Source organism: uncultured Veillonella sp., from assembly GCF_900545795.1.
Classification (GTDB): domain Bacteria; phylum Bacillota; class Negativicutes; order Veillonellales; family Veillonellaceae; genus Veillonella_A.
The window spans coordinates 50,840-76,694 of the sequence record NZ_URAR01000010.1; the positions used below are offsets into that span (position 1 = coordinate 50,840).

Genomic DNA, 25,855 nt, shown 5'->3' on the forward strand with positions numbered 1-25,855 from the left:
TACAAATTATTTTTATGAATTTATATGTTTAAATGCTTTTTGCCCTATATCCTTGCGGTATTGGCAGCCATCAAAATGAATCGTATCAACTCGTTTATAAGCGATATCCAAGGCTTCTTGTAAGGTCTCACCTAAGCCCACTATGCCTAAAACACGGCCACCAGCAGTTTCAAAGTGACCATCTTTATACACCGTGCCAGAATGGAATACAGCCGATGACGTGTCATGCGAAATAACATCTCCAGAAATAATATCACCCTTATGAGAGCTCTCTGGATAGCCTTTTGAAGCTAAAATAACACAAGCTGCAGCTCCATCATGCCAAGTCACATCAGCGGCATCAAGACGCCCGTTAGCACAATCTAACATGACTTTACCTAAATTACCTGCAAATAAAGGCAGAACAACCTGCGTTTCTGGATCACCAAAGCGCGCATTAAATTCTACCACCTTTGGCCCTTCCTCAGTAATCATCAAACCGGCATAAAGACAACCTACATAAGGCATGCCTTCTTTTTTCATGGCTTCAATCATAGGATTTAAGATTGTGCGCTTTGCTTCCTCTAATACATCAGCTGTCATTACTGGAGCTGGCGCATACGTGCCCATACCACCCGTATTAGGCCCTTTATCACCATCAAAAATACGCTTATGGTCTTGAGATGAAATCATAGGCACTACGCGCTCACCATCAGCAAAAGCCAATAATGACGCTTCTTCACCTACCATGAATTCCTCAATAACTACAGTGTGTCCCGCATCACCGAAGCGATTCCCTGCTAGCATATCATCTACAGCATCATATGCTTCGTCTTTAGTCATCGCTACAACAACGCCCTTACCAGCAGCTAACCCATCAGCTTTTACTACAATAGGGGCGCCTACTTCATCGATGAAGGACTTAGCTGGTGCCACCTCAGCAAATACACCATAAGCAGCAGTAGGAATATTATATTTTTTCATTAAATCCTTGGCAAATACTTTTGACCCTTCTAATTGTGCAGCACCTTTGCTCGGCCCAAATACAGGAATATCTGCTGCTCGCAGTACATCACTTAAGCCAGCCACTAAAGGCGCCTCTGGTCCTACTACAACCAAATCAATATGGTGCTCTTTGCAGTATGCCACTACAGCTTCTCCATCTTGCCAATCTACAGGCGCACAGATGGCCACTTCTTCCATAGCTTTGCTCCCCGGCAAGGCATGAACCACCTCCACCGACGGGCTTGCCTTTAAGCGCCAAGCCAAGGTATGCTCACGGCCACCAGAACCAATTACGCAAACGTTCATATGTCCTCCGAAAAATCACATATTCTAAAACAATTATCTATTAAAGCCCGTAAGCAGTCAATTAATGTTTAAAGTGACGCACATGAGTAAATACCATAGCAATGCCTGCCTTATCAGCTTCTGCAATGGATTCTTCATCACGAACCGAGCCACCAGGTTGAATAATCGCTGCAATGCCATGAGCTGCTGCAGTAGCTACTGTATCGCCAAATGGGAAGAACGCATCGGAAGCTAACACAGCACCCTTCGCTTTTTCACCAGCTTGCTCTAATGCAATGCTAGCAGAGCCTACGCGATTCATCTGACCAGCACCAACACCTAAAGTGGATTTGCTGTCTGCAACTAAAATAGCATTTGATTTCACATGTTTTACTAATTTCCAAGCAAAGCGAAGTGCCTTCCATTGCTCTTCAGTAGGTTGTGTCTTAGTCACTACTGTATAGCTTGCTTCATCTTCCACTAAATCATCTTCCGTTTGAACTAATAAGCCACCAGATACTTTTTTCACAACTACTTGACCAGCTACTGGGCGTTCTAACTCAATGAGTCGAATATTTTTCTTCGCTTCTAAAATCGTTAATGCTTTTGTGGAGAATTTAGGCGCCATAATAACTTCTAAGAAGATTTGGCTCATTTCAGTAGCAGTTGCTTCATCTACTTCACGGTTTAATGCTACAATGCCACCAAAAGCAGAAACGGAGTCAGCTTCATAAGCTTTTACATACGCATCATGAAGATCTACACCAATAGCTGCGCCACATGGATTAGTATGTTTAATAATGCAAGCTGCTGGGTCTTCAAATTCCCATACCATATTCCAAGCTGCTTCCATGTCTACAATATTGTTATAGGACAGTTCTTTCCCATGAAGTTGTTTCATAGCCCCCATGCCAGTAGCTGCGCCAATTTCTTTATAGAATACCGCTTTTTGATGTGGATTTTCACCATAGCGAAGATCTGCCACTTTTTCATAGGCTTGTAAATATTCTGGAGGGAACGGAGTTTGTTCTAATTGTTCACTGAAATAATTAGCAATTGCTGTATCATAAGCGGCTGTATGAGCAAAAGCTTCTTTTGCTAAAGCAAAACGGAAGTCTTGGCCAAGATCACCATCTGCTTTAAGGCGTCCAATCACTTCGCCATAGCGCTCAGGATTTACTACAATGCCTACAAACTTATTATTTTTTGCTGCTGAACGAACCATCGTAGGACCGCCAATATCAATGTTTTCAATAGCTTCAGCTAACTCTACATTTGGTTTAGCAATGGTTTCGCGGAATGGATACAAATTAACTACCACTAAATCAAGCGGTTCCATATTGTGTTCCTTCATAGCCGCTAGGTGATTCTCATCATTGCGCACGGCTAAAATTCCGCCATGCACCATAGGATGTAAAGTCTTTACGCGACCATCCATCATTTCTGGGAAATGAGTTAACTCTTCTACTTGATGAACTGCGATGCCAGCTTCATGAATCGCTTTATACGTTCCACCAGTAGAGTAAATATTCACACCTAATGCTGCCAATTCTTTAGCAAACTCAACAACGCCAGTTTTATCTGATACACTGATCAATGCATTCTTTATCATTTATATCCTCCTAGATATTCTAAAAAAAGCAAAAGGACTGCCCGAAGGCTAGTCCTTTATGTGCACTATATGGTCCTTGATCACTAGTTTGTCATCACAAAAAAGGGCTAGGGCCTTTTTATACGTTTTATGTTCTTCTGGTAAAATACGTGCCGCTAAGGTATCCTCTGTATCCTCAGCATATACGGGCACTACAGCCTGCATAATAATCGGCCCTGTATCCATACCCGTATCCACAAAGTGAACCGTACAACCACTCACTTTCACCCCTGCCTTGACAGCTTGCCCTTGCGCATGTAGGCCTGGAAAGGACGGCAATAGGGCTGGATGGATATTTAAAATCTTATTTTCATAAAGAGCGATAAATGTAGGACCTAATAAGCGCATATAGCCGGCTAATACAATGGCATCAGGCTCATACGGTGCAATTACATCAAGCATAGCTTGCTCAAATTCATCTTTCGAAGCATATGCTTTGCGCATCACCACATGGGCTGGTACGCCCCATTCTTTAGCGCGATCTAGCACTTTAGCATCCTGCTGGTCTGTCACTACAACCACTACTTCGCCATTGATTTCTCCAGCTTGCATAGCCTCATACAAAGCAGCAGCATTGGAGCCACGGCCACTAGCAAAAATAGCAAGCTTTTTAGCCAACGAAGTCACGACCTTCCATAATAACGCGTTCGCTTTGACCCTCTTCTACACGGCCAATTTCATAGAACATTTCTGCATGCTTAGTTAAGTTTGCTTTTACGGCCTCCACATTGTCAGGGCTTACCACTAAAATCATGCCAATGCCCATATTAAATGTGCGGTACATTTCCTTAGTATCTACATCGCCCCACTCTTGAAGCTTTTTAAATACAGGAAGCACAGGCCAAGCATCTGCATTAACGCGAGCGCTCATGCCGTCTGGTAAAATGCGCGGAATATTGTCATAGAAACCACCACCAGTTACATGCACCATGCCTTTCACAAGACCTTTGCGAGTTAATGGCAATACAGCTTTAGGATACAAGCGCGTAGGAGTCAACAACTCTTCTCCTAGCGTTTTGCCAAATTCTGGTACTTCATCACTTAAGTTCATCCCTTTATGGTCAAATACAATTTTGCGCACTAAAGAGAAACCATTAGAGTGTACACCGCTGGATGGTAAGCCAATTAATATATCACCAGCGGCAATATACTTACCAGTAAGCAAGCGTGGCTTATCTACAATCCCTACAGCAAACCCAGCAATATCATAGTCATCTTCTGCATAGAAACCAGCCATTTCAGCTGTTTCACCGCCGATGAGAGCGCAGCCAGATTCTTCACAAGCACGAGCTACCCCTGCTACAATATTGGCAATTTGCTCAGGCACCACTTTGCCTACCGCAATATAGTCTAAGAAGAATAAAGGCGTAGCCCCTTGTACTAAAATATCATTTACACTCATAGCTACACAATCTTGACCAATAGTATCATGCTTATCCATCATAATGGCCAAACGAAGCTTAGTGCCCACGCCATCTGTACCAGATACGAGCATAGGTTCCTTCATGTCGAAACCAGCTAAGGAGAACAAACCTCCAAAGCCACCAATATCGCCTACTACACCTTCAGTATATGTGCGTTTTACGGCGTCTTTCATCAATTCAACAGCTTTATTACCTGCATCAATATCAACTCCGGCGTCGCGATAGGTGATACCTTTTTTATTCGAGCACATATTTGCCTCCCTCATCTTGTTCATCTGGAACTGTTACTGCATAATCACCATTAAAGCATGCAAAGCAAAGATCTGCTTCTGATACGCCACTCACGGCTCTGCACAAACCTTCACGACTTAAATAATGGAGCTTATCAGCTTGAATGTATTCACGAATTTCCTCCACCGTATGGGTGGCTGCAATTAACTCTTTGCGCACCGATGTATCAATGCCATAGTGACATGGATATTCGATAGCTGGGGAGCTAACGCACATATATACTTCTTTAGCACCTGCTTCTTTGAGCATACGCACAATAATACCACTAGTTGTACCACGCACGATGGAGTCATCAATGAGGACAATGCGTTTTCCTTTTACTACATCAGTCACTGCATTGAGCTTCATGCGCACAGCCAATTCACGTTGCGCTTGATCTGGTTTTATAAAAGTACGGCCCATGTAGCGATTCTTAATTAAGCCTTCCCCAAATGGTATGCCTGATTCACGGGCATAACCAAGTGCTGCGGTAGTACCAGAGTCAGGAATCGACATAACTAAATCGGCGTCATACTTTGTTTCACGAGCCAATTCACGGCCCATATTAAGGCGCGCCTGATACACACTTTGGCCATCAATTTCACTATCAGAACGTGCAAAATAGATATATTCAAACACGCAAAGAGCTTTATTAATTTGGTCTTTAGATTCCACAAACAAACGGCTGCGCACGCCAGAATCATCGATTACCACCATTTCACCAGGTTCAATGTGACGAATGAATTCTGCCTTAATAGCATCTAACGCACAAGTTTCAGAAGATAATACATAGCCATGTTCCGTCTTGCCTAGGCAAAGTGGGCGGAATCCATTAGCATCACGCACGCCAATGAGCTTGTCATTAGTGCTAATTACTAAGGAAAAAGCCCCATTAATACGGCGCACCGCTTCAATAATGCGGTCTTCAGTGCTTTCAGCTTTTGAGCGCGCAATTAAGTTTACAATAACTTCTGAGTCCATCGTTGTTTGGAATATAGACCCTGCATCTTCTAATTCACGACGAATATCTAAGGCATTCGTCAAATTACCATTGTGAGCTACGGCCATATCACCACCTTGATAGTGGATAACAAGGGGTTGAATATTTTTAGGGTGATTAGAGCCTGTAGTGGAATAGCGCACATGGCCAGCTGAAATAAAGCCTTTAGTTTCAGGTAAAGTTTTAATAGCTTCTGTCAATAAACCCATACCTTTAGTTACTTCAATATTATTGCCATCACTAATGGCAATGCCGACGCTTTCTTGCCCGCGATGTTGCAAAGCAAAAAGGCCCCAATACGTATAATTACCTACATTTAAATGGCGGTCGTATATGCCGAATACGCCACATTCTTCATGCCACTTGTCAAAAATAGAGTCGTAATGCATTATAATCTCCTATTATGCACGTTCACCAGTTAAACGGAACAACATTTCCTTGTACGCATCTTCTACATTGCCAAGATCGCGGCGGAAACGGTCCTTATCAAGTTTTTCATTTGTTTTGCTGTCCCAGAAACGGCAAGTGTCAGGGGAAATTTCATCGCCAAGCAATACTTCACTATTATGAACACCAAATTCTAATTTAAAATCTACAAGAGTTACATTTTTTTCTGCTAAGAAGTTTTTAAGTACTTCATTAACCTTCATAGCATATTTGCGAATTAAGTCCAATTGTTCTTTAGTAGCCCAATCAAGTGCTAAGATTTGATCTTCATTTACAAATGGATCTCCTAAATCATCATTTTTGTAGCAGAATTCTAAAATAGGTTGTTTACAAGGAGTCCCTTCTTCAATGCCAAGGCGTTTGGACAAGGAGCCAGCTACAATATTACGAACGATAACTTCTAAAGGTAAAATCTCAAGTTTCTTTACTAATTGGTCGCGATCATCGATGCGTTTAATAAAATGATTTGGCACACCTTCTTTAGTAAGAAGATCGAAGAAGAAGGCAGAAATTTTATTATTCAACACGCCTTTATCGTGAATTGTGCCTTTTTTCTCCCCATTAAATGCAGTCGCATCATCTTTATAATGAACTAAATATTCATCTTTGTTTTCAGTTTCAAATACTTGTTTAGCTTTTCCTTCATACAACATGTTCATAATTCGTTCCTCCTGTAAAAATAAATATGTGGCTTTTATATATAAGTCTTATGGGTTTACTTTTATGCCTTTAGTTAACCCTTGTATACTTCAGTGCTTATGCGTTTAATTCTGCTTGTAATTTTTCATTTTTAGCGAGTACAGCTTTGGCCATATCTTCGCGATAAATTTTATATTTTGCTTGTAATTCAGCATTTTGAGCTGCTCCAATTTGAACGGCAAATAAAGCGGCATTCTTCGCTCCATCTACAGCCATAGTAGCTACTGGCATACCTGATGGCATCTGTACAATAGCAAGCAATGCGTCAATGCCCTTCAAGGCAGTAGCATTTAAAGGAACACCAATAACAGGTAACACCGTAAAGCTAGCAATAACACCTGGCAAATGCGCCGCTGCGCCTGCCCCAGCAATAAAGGCGATAGCGCCTTCTTGTTCCAAACGAGTTACAAAAGATTTTACTGCTTCTGGTGTGCGATGTGCAGAAGCGATGACCATTTCAAAGTCGATGCCAAATTCTTTAAGTACATCTGCGGCCTTCTTCATAACTGATAAATCAGAATCACTGCCCATTACAATGCCAACTTTCATTTTATTCCCTCCTATAATGTACTTGTCCACTCAACGTGTTTTAGAATCTATAATATATGTTAAATTCTAACAAACACCCCCTCATTAGTCAATATAATAATCGAATATTTATTTATTTGATAATGTTAATGTTCGCAACATTCCGAACTATATCAAAAATGACTCCTCGTAAAATAAGGAGTCATTTTTGTCACAACAAGCCTGTATCCTTAGCGGATTCTACTTGCTCATTTCTATGTAATTGTGATGATACGGCCGAGGAAGCCGCTTCTGATGCCGTGCCAGTGGGCGCAACACGACGTTCCTCAATCGTATCTAATTCATCATGGTCATGATGATGTTCTGCAAAAGGTTCTGGCAAGCGCGCTAATTGCATAGCTGCTTGCAATTTAGGCACAATGCTATCAATATACTCTATAATAGAGTTCATCAAGCCATATAAAAGTTGTGGTACAAACTCATCTGAACGGCTCATATACACGCAGTCTAGATAAAAAGTTTGATCACTATCTTCTACATAAAATTTAAACTTTTTATACTCTCTATTGGCCTCATTGGCAAATTCCATAAGAGCGCTGCGATTAGTATCAGTAACAATACCGCCACCAACAACCACGCGAATAACCGTGTAAATAGACGAATCTAAAATAACATACAAAGGCATAGTCCCCATGGCTGTGTCCAAGTACGAACGGTATAAAACAGTCTCTTCTTCGTCGCCAATGGCCTTGATGTCAAAACAAGAAATGTCTTCCTCTTTTAAAAATCGGTTAAATAAGTCTCGCTTTTTATTCTTTAAACTCATCATTACCTCGCGCTTACGTCAATCAATCTTAGTTTTGAGTTGTTTTTTCTTTTTTCACACGTAAGTTGGTTCTGCCTTTTTTAGCTGGTTTAACTTTAGTTGTGCCAAGCACATTGTCAATGATACCAGCATAGAACTCTTGAATATGAGGTTCTACCACTTCAATCAAGAGCGCCATAAGAAGGCCTGGTTCGAACTCTTCACCAGCTGGATAGCTTACATCTAAATATACAAAGCCATCTTCAGAGCTTACATAATATTTGAAAATCTTAAAACGACTGTTTAAATCATTTAAGTATGTGCTCACTTCTTCACGACGATCAGCTGGCACTGGTGCATTTGTTACAACTAAACGAGCAAAGTTAAATACAGTGTCATCAAGCACTACGAAAGTAGGAATTTGTTGCTCGCCTACATTGAAGAAGCCACGATATACAACGGAATTTACTTGGTCTTGTACTTCATCCTTAGTAAACCAGTTTTCTACATTACGTTCTTTTAAAAAGGCATCAAATTTTTCAACTTTTTTATTCATCAATAAACTCCCCATAAATACACAGACCTTATCGGTCCCATACTATAAAATAAACATTAACTAATGAAACTACACATTAATTAGTGGTAGTATCTACACTCTATTATATAATGAGTAAAATATTTTAGCAATTTTTAAAATAACAAACCTCAAAACTTCTTATAAAACTAAACCTATTCCACCTAGTTAAGCAAGCAAAAAAGGGAGGCTTCGCCTCCCTTTTAATTCGTGACAATTAATTTATTATTTTTATATATTACCCCGGCACGCCAAGAAAGAGCACTCACATAGATTATGTAGGCCAATAAAGCTATAAGCATATCAAGCATATAGTATGCACCTGCTATGAGATATATTCTCTATACGATCCACCAGCTAATAATATAAAAATTATGCAATAATTTGATTTTAATCAGCTTACACTGCGTATTTAAATTAGTCTTCTAAAAATACGCATTTATTATCTTCAAACTTCTTAATGCGCACTAAAGACTCTACATTATAGCCGGCACGCTCTAAACGCTCACGACCTGGTTGGAAAGATTTTTCAATAACAATAGCAATCCCTTCTACACTATCACCAGCGCTTTCTACGAGCTTCACAAGGCCCATAGCAGCTTCACCACTAGCTAAGAAATCATCGATAATAAGAACTTTTTCACCTTCAGGTAAGAATTTCTTAGAAATTGTTACATCATAATTCTCTTCTTTTGTATAAGAATATACAACAGAATGATATACATCATCAGTCATAAGAATTGATTTTTTCTTGCGTGCAAACACAAGTGGTACATCCATTTCAATAGCCACTTGTAATGCCACTGCAATACCTGACGCTTCAATGGTAACAATGCGTTGAATGCCCTTGTCTTTAAAGCGATTCGCAATTTCCTTGCCAATAGCTACAAATAGTTTTGGATCAATTTGATGATTCAAAAAGCTATCTACCTTCAACACGCGATTATTCAATACAATGCCTTCTTCTCTAATTCGTTCTTTCAAGAGTTCCATCTCTGCGTCTCCTCCATGACTTACTGTTACGATAAATTGATTGATTACAATACCTTATCACTTTCTAAGCAGAAGGTCAATAAATTTTGCCGCCCCTTGCGAAACTGGCATTAAGCGCGAACGCACTAAGGCCACTTTGCGTGGAGGTACAGTCATATCTGTTTTAATCTCTACAACGCGACCTTCTTTTATCTTTTGTTTCACTAACATATCAGGTACTAAGGAAATCCCCATATTAATTTCAACTAGATCCATAAGCACATCTAAGCTACCTAATTCAAAAGATGGCTTCTTACATGCATTGTTCGTCAATTGATCAAAGAAGGATCGACTTGCCGCCCCTTGCGTAAGCAATAATAAAGGCTCTTGTAATAGGCGATTCAAATCAATCACGCCCATGCCTTTATAGAAAGGACCACCTACAAATATATCTTGTACCGTCAATAAGTCGATGACTTCTAATTGAGGATTTAATTCTAACCCTTCATAGGTATTGACAATAGCGATTTGCGCTTCACGATTTTCCACCATTTCCACACATTGTGGTGATGGGCGATTCGTGATTTGAAGGCCTGTATCATGTTCTTGTTCCTGCCATTTTTTGAAATAAGGAAGCAAGAAATGCCGGCATAATGTATCGGTAGCTGCTAATTTTAGACTTTCTTGTTCATGCGTCATGCGCTCTTGTAATTGAGTGACCCCATTGTCTAAAATTGAAAACGCTTTTGCCACTGTATCAAACAATTCTTTACCTTCTGGCGTAAATGCTACTGATTTAGTAGTACGCTCAAACAAGGTAATTTCTAATTCTTTCTCCAATTGTTTAATACTTTGGCTAATGGCAGATTGAGATACACCAAGATCCTTAGCTGCTTTGGAGAAGGAAAGGTGTAAACCAACGCCTAAAAACGTGCGATACAAATCTGTTGAAATACTCATACTGCAATAACTCCTTTTAAACCACTACCACTCTTTGATTATTACACGCATGTATAATAATCACCCCTTATCAATTATTAGTAATACTTAATTACTTCTAATTAATTTTATCTTTACTAATAAGTCTAAACCGTATATACTAGAATTGTCAATAAGGTTAAGCCCCAGAAGTATAGCTGGCAAGCTTGTTTCGCCTAATAAACGCTAAGCAAATTAGACATATTTGTAAAAGCTCAAAATTACGAAACCTGTCCTATACTAGGTAGTTTTCTCAATGCATAATAAATAAAAGAACAAACTTTAATTTATTATAGCTATATTATACTATATTTGGGGTTTGCACAATAGTTAGTAATCATGGCTCATACGTAAGAGGAGGCTCATTATGTCAATTTACCGCATTTTTGTCCGCAAACGTACGGCTTTTGCTCAAGAAGCACAAGCTATGTTGCACACAATTCGTGAAGAATTATGTATTCCTGCTGAAGGTGTAACCATTTATGAGCGTTATGATATTGAAGGTGTCAGTGCATCTGATTTAGCTGAAGCCAAACAATTAATTTTCTCTGAACCACCAATAGATGAGCTATTTGAAAGCTTACCTGAAGAAGATAACACACATATAATTGCTACTGAATATGTACCTGGTCAATATGACCAACGTGCGGACTCTGCAGAACAATGTCTAGCTATGCTTACATTAAAATCTGGCGCCACTGTGCGTACAGCACGCGTATTTTGTATTACAGGGAATCTTACTGAAGACCAATTAAATAAAATAAAACATTATTATATTAATCCTGTAGACTCTCGTGAAGCGTCACTTGACTTACCTACTAGTTTACAGCTTGAAGTAGAGCCTGCAAAGCCTGTAGCTATTTTAGACGAATTTACGTCCAAGTCTGACGAAAAACTACGCGAACTACGTCAAGAACTAGGCCTCGCTATGAGCCAAGAGGATATTCGCTTAATTCAAGATTATTTTAAAAATGAAGAGCATCGCAACCCAACCATTACAGAAATTCGCGTACTCGATACCTATTGGTCAGACCATTGCCGTCACACTACATTTATGACGGAATTGACTGATATTACCATTGATGAGGATCCACTTACCGCACCAATTAAAGCAGCTCTTGCCGAATATATGGCCGGTCGCCAACAAATTTATACAGCCAAAACTAAGGCGCGCACCTTAATGGATATGGCTACCTTAGCTGTTAAGGAACTAAAATCACAGGGCCAATTGCAAGAAATTGATGAATCCGATGAAATCAACGCCTGCACCATTATCGTGCCTGTTGATGTAGATGGTAAAACAGAAGAATGGTTATTGCTCTTCAAAAATGAAACTCATAACCATCCTACAGAAATTGAACCATATGGCGGTGCAGCTACTTGCTTAGGCGGTTGTATCCGCGATCCATTGAGTGGCCGTGCCTATGTATATCAAGCGATGCGCGTAACCGGCTCTGGCAATCCACTCACTCCATTAGAAGAAACCTTAGAAGGTAAATTGCCACAATCTCAAATCACCACCGGTGCTGCTCGCGGCTATAGTTCCTATGGCAATCAAATCGGTCTAGCCACTGGCGAAGTAAAAGAATACTATCATCCAGGCTATGTAGCGAAACGCATGGAAATCGGCGCCGTAGTGGGTGCTGCACCGCGCAGTAATGTACGCCGTGAAGAACCAAAACCAGGCGATATTGTTGTTCTCTTAGGTGGTAAAACAGGTCGCGATGGCTGTGGCGGTGCTACTGGTTCTTCTAAAGAACACGACTTAACATCCCTCGCTAGTTGCGGTGCGGAAGTACAAAAAGGTAATCCTCTAACAGAGCGTAAAATTCAACGCTTATTCCGCCGTGCAGAAGTAACTAAACTCATCAAGCGCTGTAATGACTTTGGCGCTGGCGGCGTATCCGTAGCCATTGGCGAATTAACCGATGGTCTACTCATCAACTTAGATACAGTACCTAAAAAATATGAAGGCCTTGATGGTACTGAATTAGCTATTTCCGAATCTCAAGAACGTATGGCCTGTGTCATCGAAGCTAAGGACTGGCCTCAATTTGAAGCCTTCTGTAGTGAAGAGAACTTGGAAGCTACTGTTGTCGCCGATGTCACTGACACTCACCGCCTCACTATGACTTGGCAAGGCCAAAACATCGTAGATATTTCTCGTGACTTCTTAAATACTAATGGGGCTAAACAAAGTCAAAATGCTCATGTCACTGCACCGGCTAGCACCTATTTCCAAGCGCCAGCTGTAAGTGATATAAAAGCGCATTGGTTAGACACTATGGCCGATTTATCAGTGACCTCCCAGCAGGGCTTAAGTGAACGCTTTGACAGCACAATTGGAGCCGGTACAGTTCTTATGCCATTTAGTGGGCTCTACCAAAAAACACCAGTACAAGGCATGGTAGCTAAACTACCAATCCTTCACGGCGAAACTAAAACAGCTAGCATTATGACCCATGGCTTTGATCCATTTGTCTCCACTTGGAGTCCATTCCATGGCGCTCAATTAGCGGTATTATTATCAGTAGCTAAAATTGTAGCTCTTGGCGGAGATCGCAAAACAGCATACTTAACTTTACAAGAATATTTTGAACGCCTCAATCAGGTGCCTGAAGCTTGGGGTAAACCTGTAGCCGCTTTACTTGGTGCTTATACAGCACAAAAAGAGCTTGGCATCGGCGCTATTGGCGGTAAGGACTCCATGTCCGGTACCTTTATGGATTTAACTGTACCTCCTACCCTTGTGTCCTTCGCTATTACTACAGCCTCCGTCGATGATATTATTTCACCAGATTTAAAAGAAGCCGGTCATGTGGTTCTACACATTGGCGTTCCACGCGAAGCTGATGATACACCAAACTGGGCGCTCTTTAAAGAACAAGCAGACCTACTTTACAAATATAGTAAAGCAGGCCGCATCAGTGCTGCCTATGTAGTAGAAGCGGGCGGTATTGCTGCAGCTCTTACCAAAATGGCTCTTGGCAATGGCCTCGGTGTGGATCTCAACGAAGTCGTAACAGACCATCTATTTGCTCCGCACATGGGCTCTTGGCTAGTAGAAACTGATGCCGCAACAGCCAAAGAGTGGATATCAGCTAATAAATACACTGTAGAAATCGGTACAGTCGTAAGCGAACCGCGCATTGCGCTTGGAGCTACTACACTTACCCTCGCTGAATTGCAAACAGCGTATGAAAAAACACTCAATCCAATCTTCCCACTTCATGCAGAATCTGGTCGAGGTGAAGCCGTTGCCTACATTCACGATGAAGTAGCAGCACCTCGCGTTGCCACTAAAGTGGCCAAGCCTAAGATTGTAATCCCTGCCTTCCCTGGCACAAACTGTGAATACGATTCAGCTCGCGCTTTCTTACGCGCTGGTGGGGAACCTGAAATCGTCCTCATTCGCAATCGTACAGTAGCTGAATTAGAAGAGTCTATTCAAGCTATGAAAAAGGCTCTCGATGAAGCACAAATCGTATTCTTCCCAGGTGGTTTCAGCGCTGGTGATGAGCCCGATGGAAGCGGTAAATTCATGGCGACTCTCTTCCGCAATCCATATTTAACTGAAGCCCTTAACGATTTACTTTACACCCGCGATGGTTTAGCCCTAGGTATTTGTAATGGTTTCCAAGCCCTTATCAAACTTGGTCTATTGCCATATGGCAAAGTAGCACCAATGGATGAAAACAGTCCAACCTTAACCTACAACACGATTGGTCGTCATTTATCTGGCATGGTGCGTACAAAAGTTATTTCCACTAAATCGCCTTGGATGAGCCTTGCTAAAGCAGGTGAAATTTACACTATTGCCATTTCTCATGGTGAAGGTCGTTTCATTGCCTCGCCTGAACAAATCGTGGAATTTAATCGCCAAGGTCAAATTGCCACTCAATATGTAGATATGGATGGCGTAGCTACTTATGATGCGCGCTACAATCCAAACCAATCTGTAGCCGCTGTAGAAGGCCTATTTAGTCCAGACGGTCGTGTATTCGGCAAGATGGGCCATATTGAACGTGTTGGTTATGGTATTGCTAAGAATATTCCAGGCGAAAAAGTTATGCCAGTCTTTGAATCTGGGGTAGCTTACTTTAAATAATCAACGCTATAAAAAGATATTTTCTTTAAGTCGCTAAACATAAAAATATGTTCATAACGCGAATAATTCAAAAATTGCATAAGAAACAGAAAAAACGGCATAGTATATGCCGCTTTTTTCTATAAAATTGGTTGCACTCCATGAAGATACCTAGTATCATAGTAGATGGTGAATAAGTTTAGAGACATAACCAGCTCTTATTATTCTTAACTTGAAAGGATGTAAACATATGCATTGCACACAGAAATTGACAGATAATATTTATTGGATAGGCAGTAATGACTGGGATACAGAGCGTTTTGAAAATCTGTTTCCAATCCCATTAGGCGTTAGCTATAATTCATATTTTATCGACGACGAAAAAACTTGTATCGTCGACTCCGTAGATGACAGCATTCGCCAAGAATTCTTTGACAATGTTGACTATTTACTCAATGGCCGTCAATTAGACTATGTCATTGTTAATCATATGGAGCCTGACCATTGCTCTACTTTAGTAGAATTAATCGATCGTTATCCAAATGTACGTCTTGTAGGCAATCGCACTACCTTCCGTTTATTTGAGCAATTTTATGGTCGCCCATGCCCTGACAATTACTATGAAGTAAAAGAAGGGGATAGCATTAATTTAGGTAAACATACCTTACATTCTTATACTATGCCAATGGTTCACTGGCCTGAAGTTACTTGTACCTTTGAATCTACTACAGGTATCCTCTTCTCCGCTGATGCCTTCGGTACTTTTGGCACTATCAATGGCAATATCTTTGCTGACCAACTCGATTTTGAGCGCGTCTATGAAGATGAAGCACGCCGTTACTATACTAATATCGTTGGTAAATATGGTGTACAAGTTCAAAATGCAATCAAAAAAGCCTTACCTTTAGGCATTAAGATGATTGCACCACTTCATGGGCCAATTTGGCGTACTCCTGAAAGCATTAAGTACATGATTGAAAAATACATGCACTGGAGCACCTATTCAGCTGAAAAGAAAGGTGTTGTTATTGCGTTTGGTTCCATGTATGGGAACACGGCAGAAATGGCACAGCAACTCGCAAAATTATTGTCCCTCCGCGGCATTAATGATATTAAAATCTACGATGTATCTAAAACCAATCCATCCTATATCATTGCTGATGCGTGGAAATATAGCCATCTAGTTTGTATGGCCCCAACTTACAATTTAGCCTTATACCTTACAATGGAAAACTTGCTTTATGAATTAAAAGCACTTAACTTCCACAATCACAAGGTATCTATTGTAGGTAACCATTCCTGGGCCTCTGCGGCTATGAAGCGCATGGTAGAATACTTCACTAATGAATTTAAAGATATGGAAATCATTGGTACACCGCTCGATATTCGCGGCGCTTTACATGCACCACAATTGCCATTATTTGAAAAATTAGCTGATGACATTGCCGCTTCTATTGAATCTACTGAAATTAAAACATTCAGCTTATAATTTATAAACATAAAATCTATAAATATAAAAACCCTAGTACCAATGGTACTAGGGTTTATTTTATATCAGCCAGTCAATAGAAACTACCGTTTCCGATTATAATAGTCTGTATCCGACTATAATGCACTGCGTTCTATTATGACTCTCTATCTTCTATTATAATTTTTTTACAACTTCAGACTTCAAGGCCATAGCGCCAAAGCCATCAATTTTGCAATCAATATTGTGATCACCATCAACGAGGCGAATATTTTTAACGCGCGTACCCTGCTTTAATACAGACGCACCTTTAACTTTTAAGTCTTTAATAATGGTAACAGTATCGCCATCTTGTAGCACATTGCCATTCGCATCGCGCACTAATAGGCCCTCTGCAGCCGCTTCTGCATCAGCAGCGGTCCATTCATGAGCACACATAGGACAAATTAACATATGGCCATCTTCATAAGTATAGCCTTCACCACAATTTGGACAGTTAGGTAATGTTGCCATTTAGTTCCTCCTCAACCTATTATATATATTTCACATATACATACTATTTCTATTTAATGGAATATATATAATTTCACTACATAAGCGAAGATGTTCTAAACATATAATGCTTCAAAACACCAATTCGCTCTAAAATATACATTGACTCTATTATTGTAACAGAAAAAGTTAAAAATTAAAATATGGAGAAATAAAAAGTGTATTCATATAAAATGAAATAAAATATATATTTTACTGTTATTGTAATCTAATTTCACGTAATATTGGCAAAAAGTACACTTTATCTTGAAAAGAGTTATATTTATATTCAATAAATTATTAAATAAAGATTTTAACTATCTTTTAAATTAAAGATTTCTAGTGTATACTAATATAATGCAAAGAAGGTTAAAGGAGGTTACCATGAATAATATAGTAGTTATCGGCAGTTGTAATATAGATATTACCGTGCTTGCGGACAAACGTCCTGCCGCTGGTGAAACAATCCTAGGCAATAGCCTACATGTATCCCCTGGCGGAAAAGGGGCTAACCAAGCTGTAGCAGCTGCTAAGCTAGGTGCTAATGTTACCATGGTTGGCTGTATTGGGGATGACCCATATGGTCAAATGATTTTAGATAATTTACATCAACATCATATTAATACAGATTACATTCTTACATTGCCAGATGAAACGAGCGGTACAGCTCATATTACGCTGGCAGAGGGCGACAATAGCATCATCGTTATCCAAGGCGCCAATGCCCGCGTTGACGAAAGCGTAGTAGATAAAGCCTGGGAGGCTATCAAAAAAGCTGACCTTGTTATGCTACAAAATGAAATTCCCCTCAGCACAATCACATATATTACTAAGCGTTGCCATGAATCAGGCATTAAGGTGCTACTCAATCCAGCACCAGCTGCTAATTTAGATCCACAGGCCCTTGCCAATGCAACCTATATAACACCAAATGAGCACGAGCTCTCAGCCCTCTACCCTAATGGGGACAGCAATGAGACCATTTTAAATAATGCAGGCAAACTCATCGTTACCCTCGGCAGTGAAGGTGTGGGCTATGCTGAAGCAGGCGAACTCCGCCGCGTGCCAAGTTTTAAAGTTGAGCCCGTTGATACAACTGGAGCGGGCGATACCTTTAATGGTGCCTTTGCTACAGCTATTGTAAATAATAAAGACTTAGCTGAAGCCATTCATTATGGGAATGCAGCAGCCGCTCTTTCTATTTTAAAACTCGGCGCCCAAGAAGGTATGCCTACAGCAGAAGAAGTAGCGTCATTTATAGAATCGAGGAAATAATCATGCAAAAAGGTGGTATTTTAAATAGCCATATTGCTAAAGTATTGGCTGACCTAGGTCATACTGATACGATTTGCATCGGCGACTGTGGCTTACCAATTCCCGCAGGTGTTCAAAAAATTGACCTAGCCCTTGAATTTGGCGTGCCTAGCTTTGAACAAGTCGTTCGCCGCTTACAGCAACATATGCAAGTAGAGTCTATTCATATCGCCAGTCCTATGGCCACTATGAATAAACCTAATTATGCAGTCCTAGAAGAGCTCTATCCAAAGACTCGCTACGACTGGAAAGAAACGAGCCATGAAGAATTCAAATTGGCATCAGCTCATTGTAAATGCATTATCCGTACAGGTGAAACAACACCGTATGCCAATGTAATTCTACAAGCTGATTGCATCTTCAATGAAGAAAAATAATAGCGCTCAATAACGAAGATCAACCCTATTGAATAAATAAATAAATCATTGAAGAATAACATCATTGATTAAATAATAGCGTTGAAGACTACCCTCATCAATGAATGAGCATCCTTCTGCCTATTAATCAGAACGTTGTTCTTATTTATACACTAGAAATCAGGAGTTTTACATGGAAATACAAATGACCGGTATTGCCAAGGCCTTTGGGACCAACCAGGTACTAAAGGATGTGAATCTGACCTTAAAAGCCGGTGAGGTTCACGCCTTAATGGGTGAAAATGGAGCCGGAAAATCCACCCTCATGAACATCTTAACAGGCCTGCACAAAGCCGATGGGGGCACTATCTTAGTGGACGGCAAAGAAACTGTATACAGCAGTCCTCGCGAAGCGGAAACACATGGCATTGCCTTCATCCATCAAGAGTTAAATATTTGGCCTAATCTCTCTTTATTAGAGAATTTATATTTAATGCAACCAAAGAAAAATGGACTTGGCTTGCTAGACAAAAAAACTATGCTTCGCGAAGCGCAAGCTAAATGTGCTGAACTTCAAATTGAATTGCCTCTTACCAAAGATGCCAGCGAGTGCTCTGTGGGTCAACAGCAAATGACTGAAATTTTGCGCGTTCTCATGCTCAATGCCAAAGTTGTTATTATGGACGAACCGTCCGCCGCTTTAACAGAGCGCGAAACGGCCACTCTCTTCCGCATGATGCGGCAATTAAAAGCACAGGGCGTTGCCATTGTTTATATTTCGCACCGCATGGAAGAAGTTTTTAGCGAATGCGATGTCATTACCGTCATGCGCGATGGCCACACTATTAGTACTAAACCTGTAGGCGACACGTCAGTAGACGAGGTAGTACGCCACATGGTAGGCCGCTCCATTGATGAGTTTTACCCTGACCGCACGACAGAGCCTGGTGAAGTGGTTCTCACTGTCAAAGATTTAAAACCAAAGAATTTTGGCCACACCATTTCCTTTGATTTGCGCAAAGGTGAAATTCTTGGCGTTGCTGGCCTCATGGGGGCGGGTCGTACAGAAATCATGCGCGCAATCTTCGGTGTCGATGGTCACGATGGCGGTGAAATTACCCTAGAAGGTAAAGAACTTCATTTTAAAAAGCCAGAAGATGCCATCAAAGCAGGCATTGCCTTTATTACAGAAGACCGCAAAGGAGAAGGATTAATTTTAGACTTCTCCATTGGTTCCAACATTACCTTGCCTAATCTCAAGCAAGTGTGCCCCACTCATGTGCTGAACAAAAGCAAATTGGTAAGCTTTGCCGATTCCTTATCTAAAAAGTTGGGCGTTAAAACACAGTCTGTGCATTTGCCAGCATCCTCCCTATCTGGTGGTAACCAACAAAAAGTAGTTATTGCCAAATGGATTGGTTTAGGTCCATCCATCATCATTATGGATGAGCCAACTCGCGGCATTGATATCGGTGCTAAACGAGATATTTATGATTTAATGAATGAACTAACTAGCCAAGGAGTGTCCATTATTATGGTCTCCTCTGAGCTCCCTGAAGTACTCGGCATGAGTGACCGCATCATGGTCATCCACGAAGGGGCTGTGGCTGGCATTTTACCACGTGCTGAAGCCACTCCAGAAAGCATCATGACACTGGCTACAGGAGGAGAATAATGAACACCAATATTACAAGTTTAATAAAAAAATTAGGACCACTCATTGGACTAATTATCTTATTTATCATCATTGCAAGTCTTAATGACAGCTTCTTAGAATTTTCTAATCTTCGCAATTTATTGCGTCAAGTATCTATCAATGCGATTATCGCTTTTGGTATGACCTTTGTTATTTTAACGAGTGGTATCGACTTATCTGTAGGTTCCATCTTAGCTTTATCTAGTGCTATGATGGCTAATTTCATCGTCAATGGCATGAATCCAGAAGTGGCTATCTTGGTAGCTGCTGGCATCGGTATCATACTAGGCGGTATCAATGGTATTGTGGTAGCTTATGGTAAGGTAGCCCCATTTATTGCCACCTTGGCCACTATGACTGTATACCGTGGGGCCACCTTGGTATTTACTAATGGTAATCCGATTAGTGGTTTGACTACAGATCCTCTGTTCCACGCCTTTGGCCAAGGCGATATAGCAGGTCTACCAATTCCAGCTATTACTATGTTTTTATCCTTCCTCATCCTTTGGTTCGTCCTTCAAAAGACATCCTTAGGCCGCCAAACCTATGCCGTTGGTGGTAGCGAGAAGGTAAGTTATATTGCGGGTATTAAAATTAATCGCGTAAAAATCTTTGCCTATGCCTTAACAGGTATGCTCAGCGCCATTGCAGGGGCTATCATTACATCTCGTCTCAATTCGGCGCAACCTACTGCTGGTATGGGCTATGAACTAGATGCTATTGCTGCCGTTGTTCTCGGTGGTACTAGCCTCGCTGGTGGCCGCGGTCATATTGTAGGCACTTTAATCGGTGCCCTCATTATTGGTACCCTCAATAATGGTCTTAATATTCTCGATGTTTCCAGTTTCTATCAACAAATTGTTAAAGGTATTGTTATTCTACTTGCAGTCCTTGGGGACCGCAAAAAAGCGTAGGAGGTTTGTATGAAAAAATTATTAACCGTCATTGCCATTGTAGTTCTCGCTATTGGCGTGCTTGCTGGTTGTGGATCTAATTCCTCAAATAATGCAGGCGGTGACAAAAAACAAGGTACAATTGGTTTCTCTGTATCTACTCTAAATAATCCATTCTTCGTATCCTTAAAAGATGGCGTAGAAAAACAAGCTAATCAATTAGGCCTTAAAGTTAAAATCGTAGATGCTCAAAATGATCCTGCTAAACAGGCTAATGACATTGCGGACTTACTTGAAAGTGGCGTAACAGTTCTCATCGTTAACCCAGTTGACTCCGCTGCGATTTCCACTTCTGTAGAAGCAGCTAATGCGAAAAATATTCCTGTTATTACCGTTGACCGCTCTAGCGACAAAGGTAAAGTAGCAGCTCACATTGCCTCTGACAATGTGAAAGGTGGCGAAATGGCGGCTCAGCTTATCGTTGATAAACTTGGCAATGGCACTAAAGTAGCTGAAATCGAAGGTATCCCTGGTGCTTCCGCTACTCGCGAACGCGGCCAAGGCTTCCACAATGTAGCTGACAAATCTTTAGTGGTAGCTACTAAACAAAGTGCTGACTTCGACCGCACTAAAGGCTTAAATGTAGCAAGCAATATGTTACAAGCTAATCCTGATGTAAAAGCTATTTTTGCTCACAACGATGAAATGGCACTCGGTGCTATTCAAGCAGCAAAATCTGCTGGTAAAGAAGTATTTATCGTAGGCTTTGACGGTACTGAAGATGCTCAAAAAGCTGTACAAGATGGTACATTGGCAGCCACTGTAGCACAACAACCTGAATTAATGGGTACGATTGCAGTGGATACAGCATCCAAAGTAATCAAGGGCGAACAAGTGGACAGCAAAATCCCTGTTGACCTAAAAGTAATTACCAAATAATACTTAACTTTTGTAATACATTAACAATTGTATAGAAACAGATATAGTGAAAAGATGCTGTAATACTAGGCGGAGTTATCCCCAAGATTACAGCATCTTTTTTATTTCTTGTCTTTTTTATTTCTTGTCTTTTCCTTCTTTTGTTTTTACCTCTTATCCCTTTTATCACGTTTAGCTCTTTTACCTCTTTTTATTTCTTAACTTTTTTACTTCTGGTCTTGTTTTCATTTTTCTTTGAGCGTGTGGTTCACCATAGAAGTTGCTTCTTGTTAAATCTCTTCTTGTCATTTATCACTTATATGCATTTTGCATATTTCTCCTCCAGTGATACAATAATACGTATAGCGAATGCTAATCATAGGGTACTGATGCCTTCATTTTAGATTAGCACCTGCTGCGCTTCTTGGGGCCTTGCTCCCCTCTATGTGAAAGGAGATTCTCTTATGAGTAATGAAATTTTAACAATCACTGATAGAAAACTACTTGATTTACTCGCCGCGGACGCGAAATTAACCCATAGCCAACTAGCGGCCATGCTAAACATTGAGGAAGCGGAAGTGGCAGAGCGCATCGCCTTTTTAGAAGAAGAAGGCATTATAAAAGGCTACCAAGCAGTAGTAGACTGGGAAGGCGCTGATGCACATAAAGCAACAGCCCTTATTCAATTACAAGTAACCCCTGAACCTGATCGTGGTTTTGATAAATTAGCTCATCGCATCATGCAATTTGAAGAAGTGGAAGGCGTATATCTCATGTCCGGTGGCTATGACTTAACCGTTATTGTACGCGGCGAAAGCATGCGTGATATTGCCCTTTTCGTAGCTCGTCGCCTCTCCACCCTTGAAGGGGTGCGCGGCACTGGCACTCATTTTATCCTCAGCCGTTACAAAGACCGCGGTATTATTTACCAGGACGATGTGATTAAGGAAATAAGGAGCAATGTTTTCTATGATTAATTATAATGAACTGTTAAACCATGATGTTACTAATTTGAAGCCATCTGGCATTCGACGATTCTTTGATATTGCCAGTGAAATGGATGAAGTAATTTCACTTAGCATTGGTGAGCCTGATTTTCAAACACCTTGGCATGTACGTGAAGCAGGTATTGATGTGTTAGAAAAAGGGCGTACCTGGTACTCCCCTAATCGTGGCTTTATGGAGTTACGCCAAGAAATCCAACATTGGTTTGAACGCAAATACAAGCTCTCCTATGCACCTGAATCTGATATTTTAGTCACTGTTGGAGGCTCTGAAGCAATTGATTTAGCCTTGCGCGCCATTTTAAATCCTGGTGATGAAGTCCTTATCCCAGTGCCTAGTTTCGTATGCTATATTCCCCTTACAGAAGTTGCTAAGGGCGTACCTATCCCAGTAGAAACCCATGCGAAAAATAATTTTAGACTCACCGCAGAAGATATTCGCGCTCATATTACAGATAAGACAAAACTCATCATTTTACCTTTCCCTAATAATCCTACTGGTGCTGTTATGCGCCGTGAGCATTTAGAAGAAATTGCCGAAGTCATTAAAGAACATAATCTACTAGTTCTTTCAGATGAAATCTACAGTGAGCTCACTTATGGCGATACACCACATGTATCCATTGCCAATATTGAAGGCATGAAAGAGCGCACTATTTTAATCAATGGCTTCTCGAAAACTTATGCCATGACAGGCTGGCGCCTCGGCATTGCCCTTGGGCCAAAAGAAATCATTGCGCAAATGACCAAGCTCCACCAATATGGCATTATGAGTGCCCCTACTATTGCACAAAACGCTGCTATCGAAGCCCTTCGTAATGGCGATAAAGATATTGTGTACATGCGCGATCAATATGATATTCGCCGTCGCTTCTTAGTAGATTCATTCAATCAATTAGGCCTTACTTGCTTTAATCCAGAAGGGGCCTTTTACGTATTCCCTAATATTACGTCTACAGGACTTGATTCCGAAACCTTCTGCGAAAAATTACTCTATGCCAAACATGTAGCCGTTGTTCCTGGCAATGCGTTTGGAGACTGTGGTGAAGGCTTTGTGCGCGTCGCCTATGCGAACTCCTTAGCTAATATTAAAGAGGCGGTAAAACGCATTGGTGAGTTTTTAGAGGAATTAAAAGCTGGTACTATAAAGTAATACACAGTAAAATAAACTGTACTTCATTAAAATAAAATACACTGTATTTAATGTCTAATGAAGCCCATAATAAAAAGCCCCCAGAATTAACTGGGGGCTTTTATTTAGTCTAGAGTTTATTTAATCTAGAATTTATTTAATCTAAGATTTATTTAGTCTAGAACGTCTTTAATAAAAAATAAGCTTATATATATTTAGCAGCTAAGGCTCTAAAGTCTTCTTCATGACTCTCAATCCAAGTGTCAAACTCTACATTTGCAGTATTGAGGATAGTAGCTAATTCAGCAATAAATTTAGGAATATCAACTACTGTTACAAGGCCAAGAAGCTCACCAAATTTTACATCATCTAAAGCGTCACTACCGCCAAAGAATAGATTAAATGCTGGCTGTGGCTTCTTATCTACTAATTTGACAGCTCCATGGAACCCAATGCGACCAATTTGATGTGTGCCGCAAGAAGATGGGCAACCAGAAATATGCATTTTAGGTAAATGTTTCGTATCAATACCTTCTGCGTCTAAATGAGTAACTATATCTTGGAATAAGCCTTGTGAATTCTGGAAACCTACTTGGCATCGGCTAGCACCAATACAAGATACAGACATCAAAAAATCGGTTGGCATATGGTCTGGTGTAAGCTTAACAACTTCTTTCGCTTCTGCTGCCGTAAGATTGATGAAATACAGGCTTTCATCACTCGTCAAACGACCTTCCACTGCTTCTAAAGAGCCTGTATAGCGGAGCAATGTTTGGAATGCCGCGCGCTCTGGAGTACCACCTAATGGATGATATAGCACAGCATATAAACCTTTTTGAGATTGTGCTACCACACGACCACCAAATTGAGCTAATTCATCAGCACTTAATTCTTCAGAACCCACTTTAGTGATATTCACAATAGGGACTTCAAAAGATAAATCTTCTACACGACGTGTAAAAGTTAAGAACTTATTAAACACTTCGCGGAATTTCTCTTCGCCCATCTCTGCAACCATATAGCGCGTGCGATTCTTACTGCGAGTATGGTAATCGGCATTTTCAATAAAAGTGCGTACCATAGCTTTAATATAATATAAAATATCCTTTGGATTTACACCTTCCGCCAATACGATGCCTTTACGGGAGTTACCGCCCATGCCACCACCAGCATATACAGTAAATGTACCATCTGCTTGGGCGCGGAATGCCAAGTCCTTAATAGTAGCATGTGTTGAAGATTCTAACCCATTAGTCATAGAAATTTTCAATTTTCGTGGCATTTTAAAATCAGGCACCAAAGTCAACACATATTCACTTGCCACTTGCACATATGGTGTAATATCAAATGGTTCACCTGGTGTTACACCGCGAAGCGGACTGGCCGAAATATTACGTGGATGGTCACCGCCACCACCACGAGAGTAAATTCCTACACTATGGCAGTCTTTGAATAAGTCAATAACAATAGAACCTTGTAGACCATGAAGTTGGATAGACTGTCCCGTTGTAAAATGCACTTGTGGAATTTCATAGCGATCAAATGCATCGGCTATAAAATTCATTTGCGCTCCAGTGATGCGGCCAGCTGGCAAACGCAAGCGATACATAGCGGTTTTTGCGCCTCGCTCTGCATAAGTGCCAAAGGGGCCAGATAAGCCTTTATAATCACCAATAGAAATTTCTTTGTTAAAAAATTGCTCACTGGTCTTTGCGAACACATCGATGTCTTTTAGGAGGCGAGCTTTCACCTCATCAGTTAAAAATCCCATACTTACATCCCTCTCAATCTCTTAGTATACATAGGATTATTTAAAATTTATGCACTATGTTAATCGTA

The 25,855-nt window shown here is 40.7% G+C and carries 22 protein-coding genes; 9 read left to right on the forward strand and 13 right to left on the reverse strand.

Going from position 1 to position 25,855, the window contains the following annotated elements; translation table 11 throughout:
* Positions 1 to 12 precede the first annotated feature (12 nt).
* The 11 genes from purD to QZR90_RS06105 form a co-directional block, all read right to left on the reverse strand.
* A complete protein-coding gene (purD, locus tag QZR90_RS06055) occupies positions 13 to 1,290 on the reverse strand; it encodes a phosphoribosylamine--glycine ligase (protein WP_295789860.1) in 1,278 nt (425 codons plus the stop codon).
* Between the two features lie 61 nt (positions 1,291 to 1,351).
* Positions 1,352 to 2,881 carry a bifunctional phosphoribosylaminoimidazolecarboxamide formyltransferase/IMP cyclohydrolase gene (gene purH / locus QZR90_RS06060; protein ID WP_295789862.1) on the reverse strand — a complete coding sequence of 510 codons (1,530 nt, stop codon included), beginning with the start codon at positions 2,879 to 2,881 and terminating at the stop codon, positions 1,352 to 1,354.
* 48 nt (positions 2,882 to 2,929) lie between these two features.
* Positions 2,930 to 3,547, reverse strand: coding sequence for a phosphoribosylglycinamide formyltransferase (purN, locus tag QZR90_RS06065; protein ID WP_295789864.1), 618 nt, complete (start codon positions 3,545 to 3,547; stop codon positions 2,930 to 2,932).
* Positions 3,531 to 4,595: a phosphoribosylformylglycinamidine cyclo-ligase gene (gene purM / locus QZR90_RS06070; RefSeq protein WP_295789867.1), complete on the reverse strand. Its 1,065-nt coding sequence runs from the start codon at positions 4,593 to 4,595 to the stop codon at positions 3,531 to 3,533. The genes purN and purM overlap by 17 nt, the downstream gene beginning before the upstream one ends.
* Positions 4,582 to 6,003: an amidophosphoribosyltransferase gene (gene purF, locus QZR90_RS06075; protein WP_295789869.1), complete on the reverse strand. Its 1,422-nt coding sequence runs from the start codon at positions 6,001 to 6,003 to the stop codon at positions 4,582 to 4,584. The genes purM and purF overlap by 14 nt, the downstream gene beginning before the upstream one ends.
* A 12-nt stretch (positions 6,004 to 6,015) precedes the next feature.
* A complete protein-coding gene (purC, locus tag QZR90_RS06080; protein WP_295789871.1) occupies positions 6,016 to 6,720 on the reverse strand; it encodes a phosphoribosylaminoimidazolesuccinocarboxamide synthase in 705 nt (234 codons plus the stop codon).
* A gap of 97 nt (positions 6,721 to 6,817) precedes the next feature.
* Positions 6,818 to 7,309, reverse strand: coding sequence for a 5-(carboxyamino)imidazole ribonucleotide mutase (gene purE, locus QZR90_RS06085; protein ID WP_295789872.1), 492 nt, complete (start codon positions 7,307 to 7,309; stop codon positions 6,818 to 6,820).
* A gap of 190 nt (positions 7,310 to 7,499) precedes the next feature.
* On the reverse strand, positions 7,500 to 8,114 hold the full coding sequence (locus QZR90_RS06090; protein ID WP_295789873.1) for a hypothetical protein: 615 nt from the start codon (positions 8,112 to 8,114) through the stop codon (positions 7,500 to 7,502).
* Positions 8,115 to 8,142: 28 nt separating this feature from the next.
* Positions 8,143 to 8,649: a YbjN domain-containing protein gene (locus tag QZR90_RS06095; protein ID WP_295789874.1), complete on the reverse strand. Its 507-nt coding sequence runs from the start codon at positions 8,647 to 8,649 to the stop codon at positions 8,143 to 8,145.
* A 435-nt stretch (positions 8,650 to 9,084) separates the two neighbouring features.
* Positions 9,085 to 9,660, reverse strand: a complete 576-nt coding sequence (locus tag QZR90_RS06100; protein WP_295789875.1) for a xanthine phosphoribosyltransferase — start codon at positions 9,658 to 9,660, stop codon at positions 9,085 to 9,087.
* 57 nt (positions 9,661 to 9,717) lie between these two features.
* The gene (locus QZR90_RS06105; RefSeq protein WP_295789877.1) at positions 9,718 to 10,599 is read right to left on the reverse strand and encodes a LysR family transcriptional regulator; all 882 of its coding nucleotides are present in this window, start codon (positions 10,597 to 10,599) and stop codon (positions 9,718 to 9,720) included.
* 385 nt (positions 10,600 to 10,984) lie between these two features.
* On the opposite strand from QZR90_RS06105, the gene QZR90_RS06110 reads away from it, so the two are divergent.
* Together QZR90_RS06110 and QZR90_RS06115 are read left to right on the forward strand one after the other, a co-directional pair.
* The gene (locus QZR90_RS06110) at positions 10,985 to 14,725 is read left to right on the forward strand and encodes a phosphoribosylformylglycinamidine synthase (RefSeq protein ID WP_295789879.1); all 3,741 of its coding nucleotides are present in this window, start codon (positions 10,985 to 10,987) and stop codon (positions 14,723 to 14,725) included.
* Positions 14,726 to 14,954: 229 nt separating this feature from the next.
* Complete coding sequence (locus tag QZR90_RS06115; protein WP_295789881.1) at positions 14,955 to 16,193, forward strand: FprA family A-type flavoprotein; 1,239 nt, start codon at positions 14,955 to 14,957, stop codon at positions 16,191 to 16,193.
* A gap of 156 nt (positions 16,194 to 16,349) precedes the next feature.
* Here the strand turns inward: QZR90_RS06115 and QZR90_RS06120 are convergent, their stop codons facing one another.
* Positions 16,350 to 16,685: a zinc ribbon domain-containing protein YjdM gene (locus QZR90_RS06120; RefSeq protein WP_295789882.1), complete on the reverse strand. Its 336-nt coding sequence runs from the start codon at positions 16,683 to 16,685 to the stop codon at positions 16,350 to 16,352.
* 402 nt (positions 16,686 to 17,087) lie between these two features.
* Between QZR90_RS06120 and rbsK the strand changes: the two genes are divergently transcribed.
* The 7 genes from rbsK to QZR90_RS06155 all read left to right on the forward strand — a co-directional run bounded on the left by rbsK (position 17,088) and on the right by QZR90_RS06155 (position 24,037).
* The gene (gene rbsK / locus QZR90_RS06125) at positions 17,088 to 17,978 is read left to right on the forward strand and encodes a ribokinase (RefSeq protein ID WP_295789884.1); all 891 of its coding nucleotides are present in this window, start codon (positions 17,088 to 17,090) and stop codon (positions 17,976 to 17,978) included.
* 2 nt (positions 17,979 to 17,980) lie between these two features.
* Positions 17,981 to 18,394, forward strand: coding sequence for a D-ribose pyranase (gene rbsD, locus QZR90_RS06130; RefSeq protein ID WP_295789887.1), 414 nt, complete (start codon positions 17,981 to 17,983; stop codon positions 18,392 to 18,394).
* 172 nt (positions 18,395 to 18,566) lie between these two features.
* The gene (locus tag QZR90_RS06135) at positions 18,567 to 20,048 is read left to right on the forward strand and encodes a sugar ABC transporter ATP-binding protein (protein WP_295789889.1); all 1,482 of its coding nucleotides are present in this window, start codon (positions 18,567 to 18,569) and stop codon (positions 20,046 to 20,048) included.
* Positions 20,048 to 20,983 carry an ABC transporter permease subunit gene (rbsC, locus tag QZR90_RS06140; protein WP_295789891.1) on the forward strand — a complete coding sequence of 312 codons (936 nt, stop codon included), beginning with the start codon at positions 20,048 to 20,050 and terminating at the stop codon, positions 20,981 to 20,983. Before QZR90_RS06135 ends, rbsC begins: the two co-directional genes overlap by 1 nt.
* Before the next feature lie 9 nt (positions 20,984 to 20,992).
* On the forward strand, positions 20,993 to 21,901 hold the full coding sequence (gene rbsB / locus QZR90_RS06145; protein ID WP_295789893.1) for a ribose ABC transporter substrate-binding protein RbsB: 909 nt from the start codon (positions 20,993 to 20,995) through the stop codon (positions 21,899 to 21,901).
* A 443-nt stretch (positions 21,902 to 22,344) separates the two neighbouring features.
* Positions 22,345 to 22,857, forward strand: coding sequence for an Lrp/AsnC family transcriptional regulator (locus tag QZR90_RS06150; protein WP_295789895.1), 513 nt, complete (start codon positions 22,345 to 22,347; stop codon positions 22,855 to 22,857).
* Positions 22,850 to 24,037, forward strand: coding sequence for an aminotransferase class I/II-fold pyridoxal phosphate-dependent enzyme (locus tag QZR90_RS06155; protein ID WP_295789896.1), 1,188 nt, complete (start codon positions 22,850 to 22,852; stop codon positions 24,035 to 24,037). Before QZR90_RS06150 ends, QZR90_RS06155 begins: the two co-directional genes overlap by 8 nt.
* A gap of 184 nt (positions 24,038 to 24,221) precedes the next feature.
* Here the strand turns inward: QZR90_RS06155 and QZR90_RS06160 are convergent, their stop codons facing one another.
* Positions 24,222 to 25,787, reverse strand: a complete 1,566-nt coding sequence (locus QZR90_RS06160) for a nitrite/sulfite reductase (protein ID WP_295789899.1) — start codon at positions 25,785 to 25,787, stop codon at positions 24,222 to 24,224.
* Positions 25,788 to 25,855 lie beyond the last annotated feature (68 nt).

Bases quoted from the DNA above. Each gene is read 5' to 3' on its own strand.
- purD (WP_295789860.1), bottom strand. From the start codon at position 1,290: ATGAACGTTTGCGTAATTGGTTCTGGTGGCCGTGAGCATACCTTGGCT.
- purH (WP_295789862.1), bottom strand. From the start codon at position 2,881: ATGATAAAGAATGCATTGATCAGTGTATCAGATAAAACTGGCGTTGTT.
- purM (WP_295789867.1), bottom strand. From the start codon at position 4,595: ATGTGCTCGAATAAAAAAGGTATCACCTATCGCGACGCCGGAGTTGAT.
- purF (WP_295789869.1), bottom strand. From the start codon at position 6,003: ATGCATTACGACTCTATTTTTGACAAGTGGCATGAAGAATGTGGCGTA.
- purC (WP_295789871.1), bottom strand. From the start codon at position 6,720: ATGAACATGTTGTATGAAGGAAAAGCTAAACAAGTATTTGAAACTGAA.
- purE (WP_295789872.1), bottom strand. From the start codon at position 7,309: ATGAAAGTTGGCATTGTAATGGGCAGTGATTCTGATTTATCAGTTATG.
- QZR90_RS06090 (WP_295789873.1), bottom strand. From the start codon at position 8,114: ATGAGTTTAAAGAATAAAAAGCGAGACTTATTTAACCGATTTTTAAAA.
- QZR90_RS06095 (WP_295789874.1), bottom strand. From the start codon at position 8,649: ATGAATAAAAAAGTTGAAAAATTTGATGCCTTTTTAAAAGAACGTAAT.
- QZR90_RS06100 (WP_295789875.1), bottom strand. From the start codon at position 9,660: ATGGAACTCTTGAAAGAACGAATTAGAGAAGAAGGCATTGTATTGAAT.
- QZR90_RS06105 (WP_295789877.1), bottom strand. From the start codon at position 10,599: ATGAGTATTTCAACAGATTTGTATCGCACGTTTTTAGGCGTTGGTTTA.
- QZR90_RS06110 (WP_295789879.1), top strand. From the start codon at position 10,985: ATGTCAATTTACCGCATTTTTGTCCGCAAACGTACGGCTTTTGCTCAA.
- QZR90_RS06115 (WP_295789881.1), top strand. From the start codon at position 14,955: ATGCATTGCACACAGAAATTGACAGATAATATTTATTGGATAGGCAGT.
- QZR90_RS06120 (WP_295789882.1), bottom strand. From the start codon at position 16,685: ATGGCAACATTACCTAACTGTCCAAATTGTGGTGAAGGCTATACTTAT.
- rbsK (WP_295789884.1), top strand. From the start codon at position 17,088: ATGAATAATATAGTAGTTATCGGCAGTTGTAATATAGATATTACCGTG.
- rbsD (WP_295789887.1), top strand. From the start codon at position 17,981: ATGCAAAAAGGTGGTATTTTAAATAGCCATATTGCTAAAGTATTGGCT.
- QZR90_RS06135 (WP_295789889.1), top strand. From the start codon at position 18,567: ATGGAAATACAAATGACCGGTATTGCCAAGGCCTTTGGGACCAACCAG.
- rbsC (WP_295789891.1), top strand. From the start codon at position 20,048: ATGAACACCAATATTACAAGTTTAATAAAAAAATTAGGACCACTCATT.
- rbsB (WP_295789893.1), top strand. From the start codon at position 20,993: ATGAAAAAATTATTAACCGTCATTGCCATTGTAGTTCTCGCTATTGGC.
- QZR90_RS06150 (WP_295789895.1), top strand. From the start codon at position 22,345: ATGAGTAATGAAATTTTAACAATCACTGATAGAAAACTACTTGATTTA.
- QZR90_RS06155 (WP_295789896.1), top strand. From the start codon at position 22,850: ATGATTAATTATAATGAACTGTTAAACCATGATGTTACTAATTTGAAG.
- QZR90_RS06160 (WP_295789899.1), bottom strand. From the start codon at position 25,787: ATGGGATTTTTAACTGATGAGGTGAAAGCTCGCCTCCTAAAAGACATC.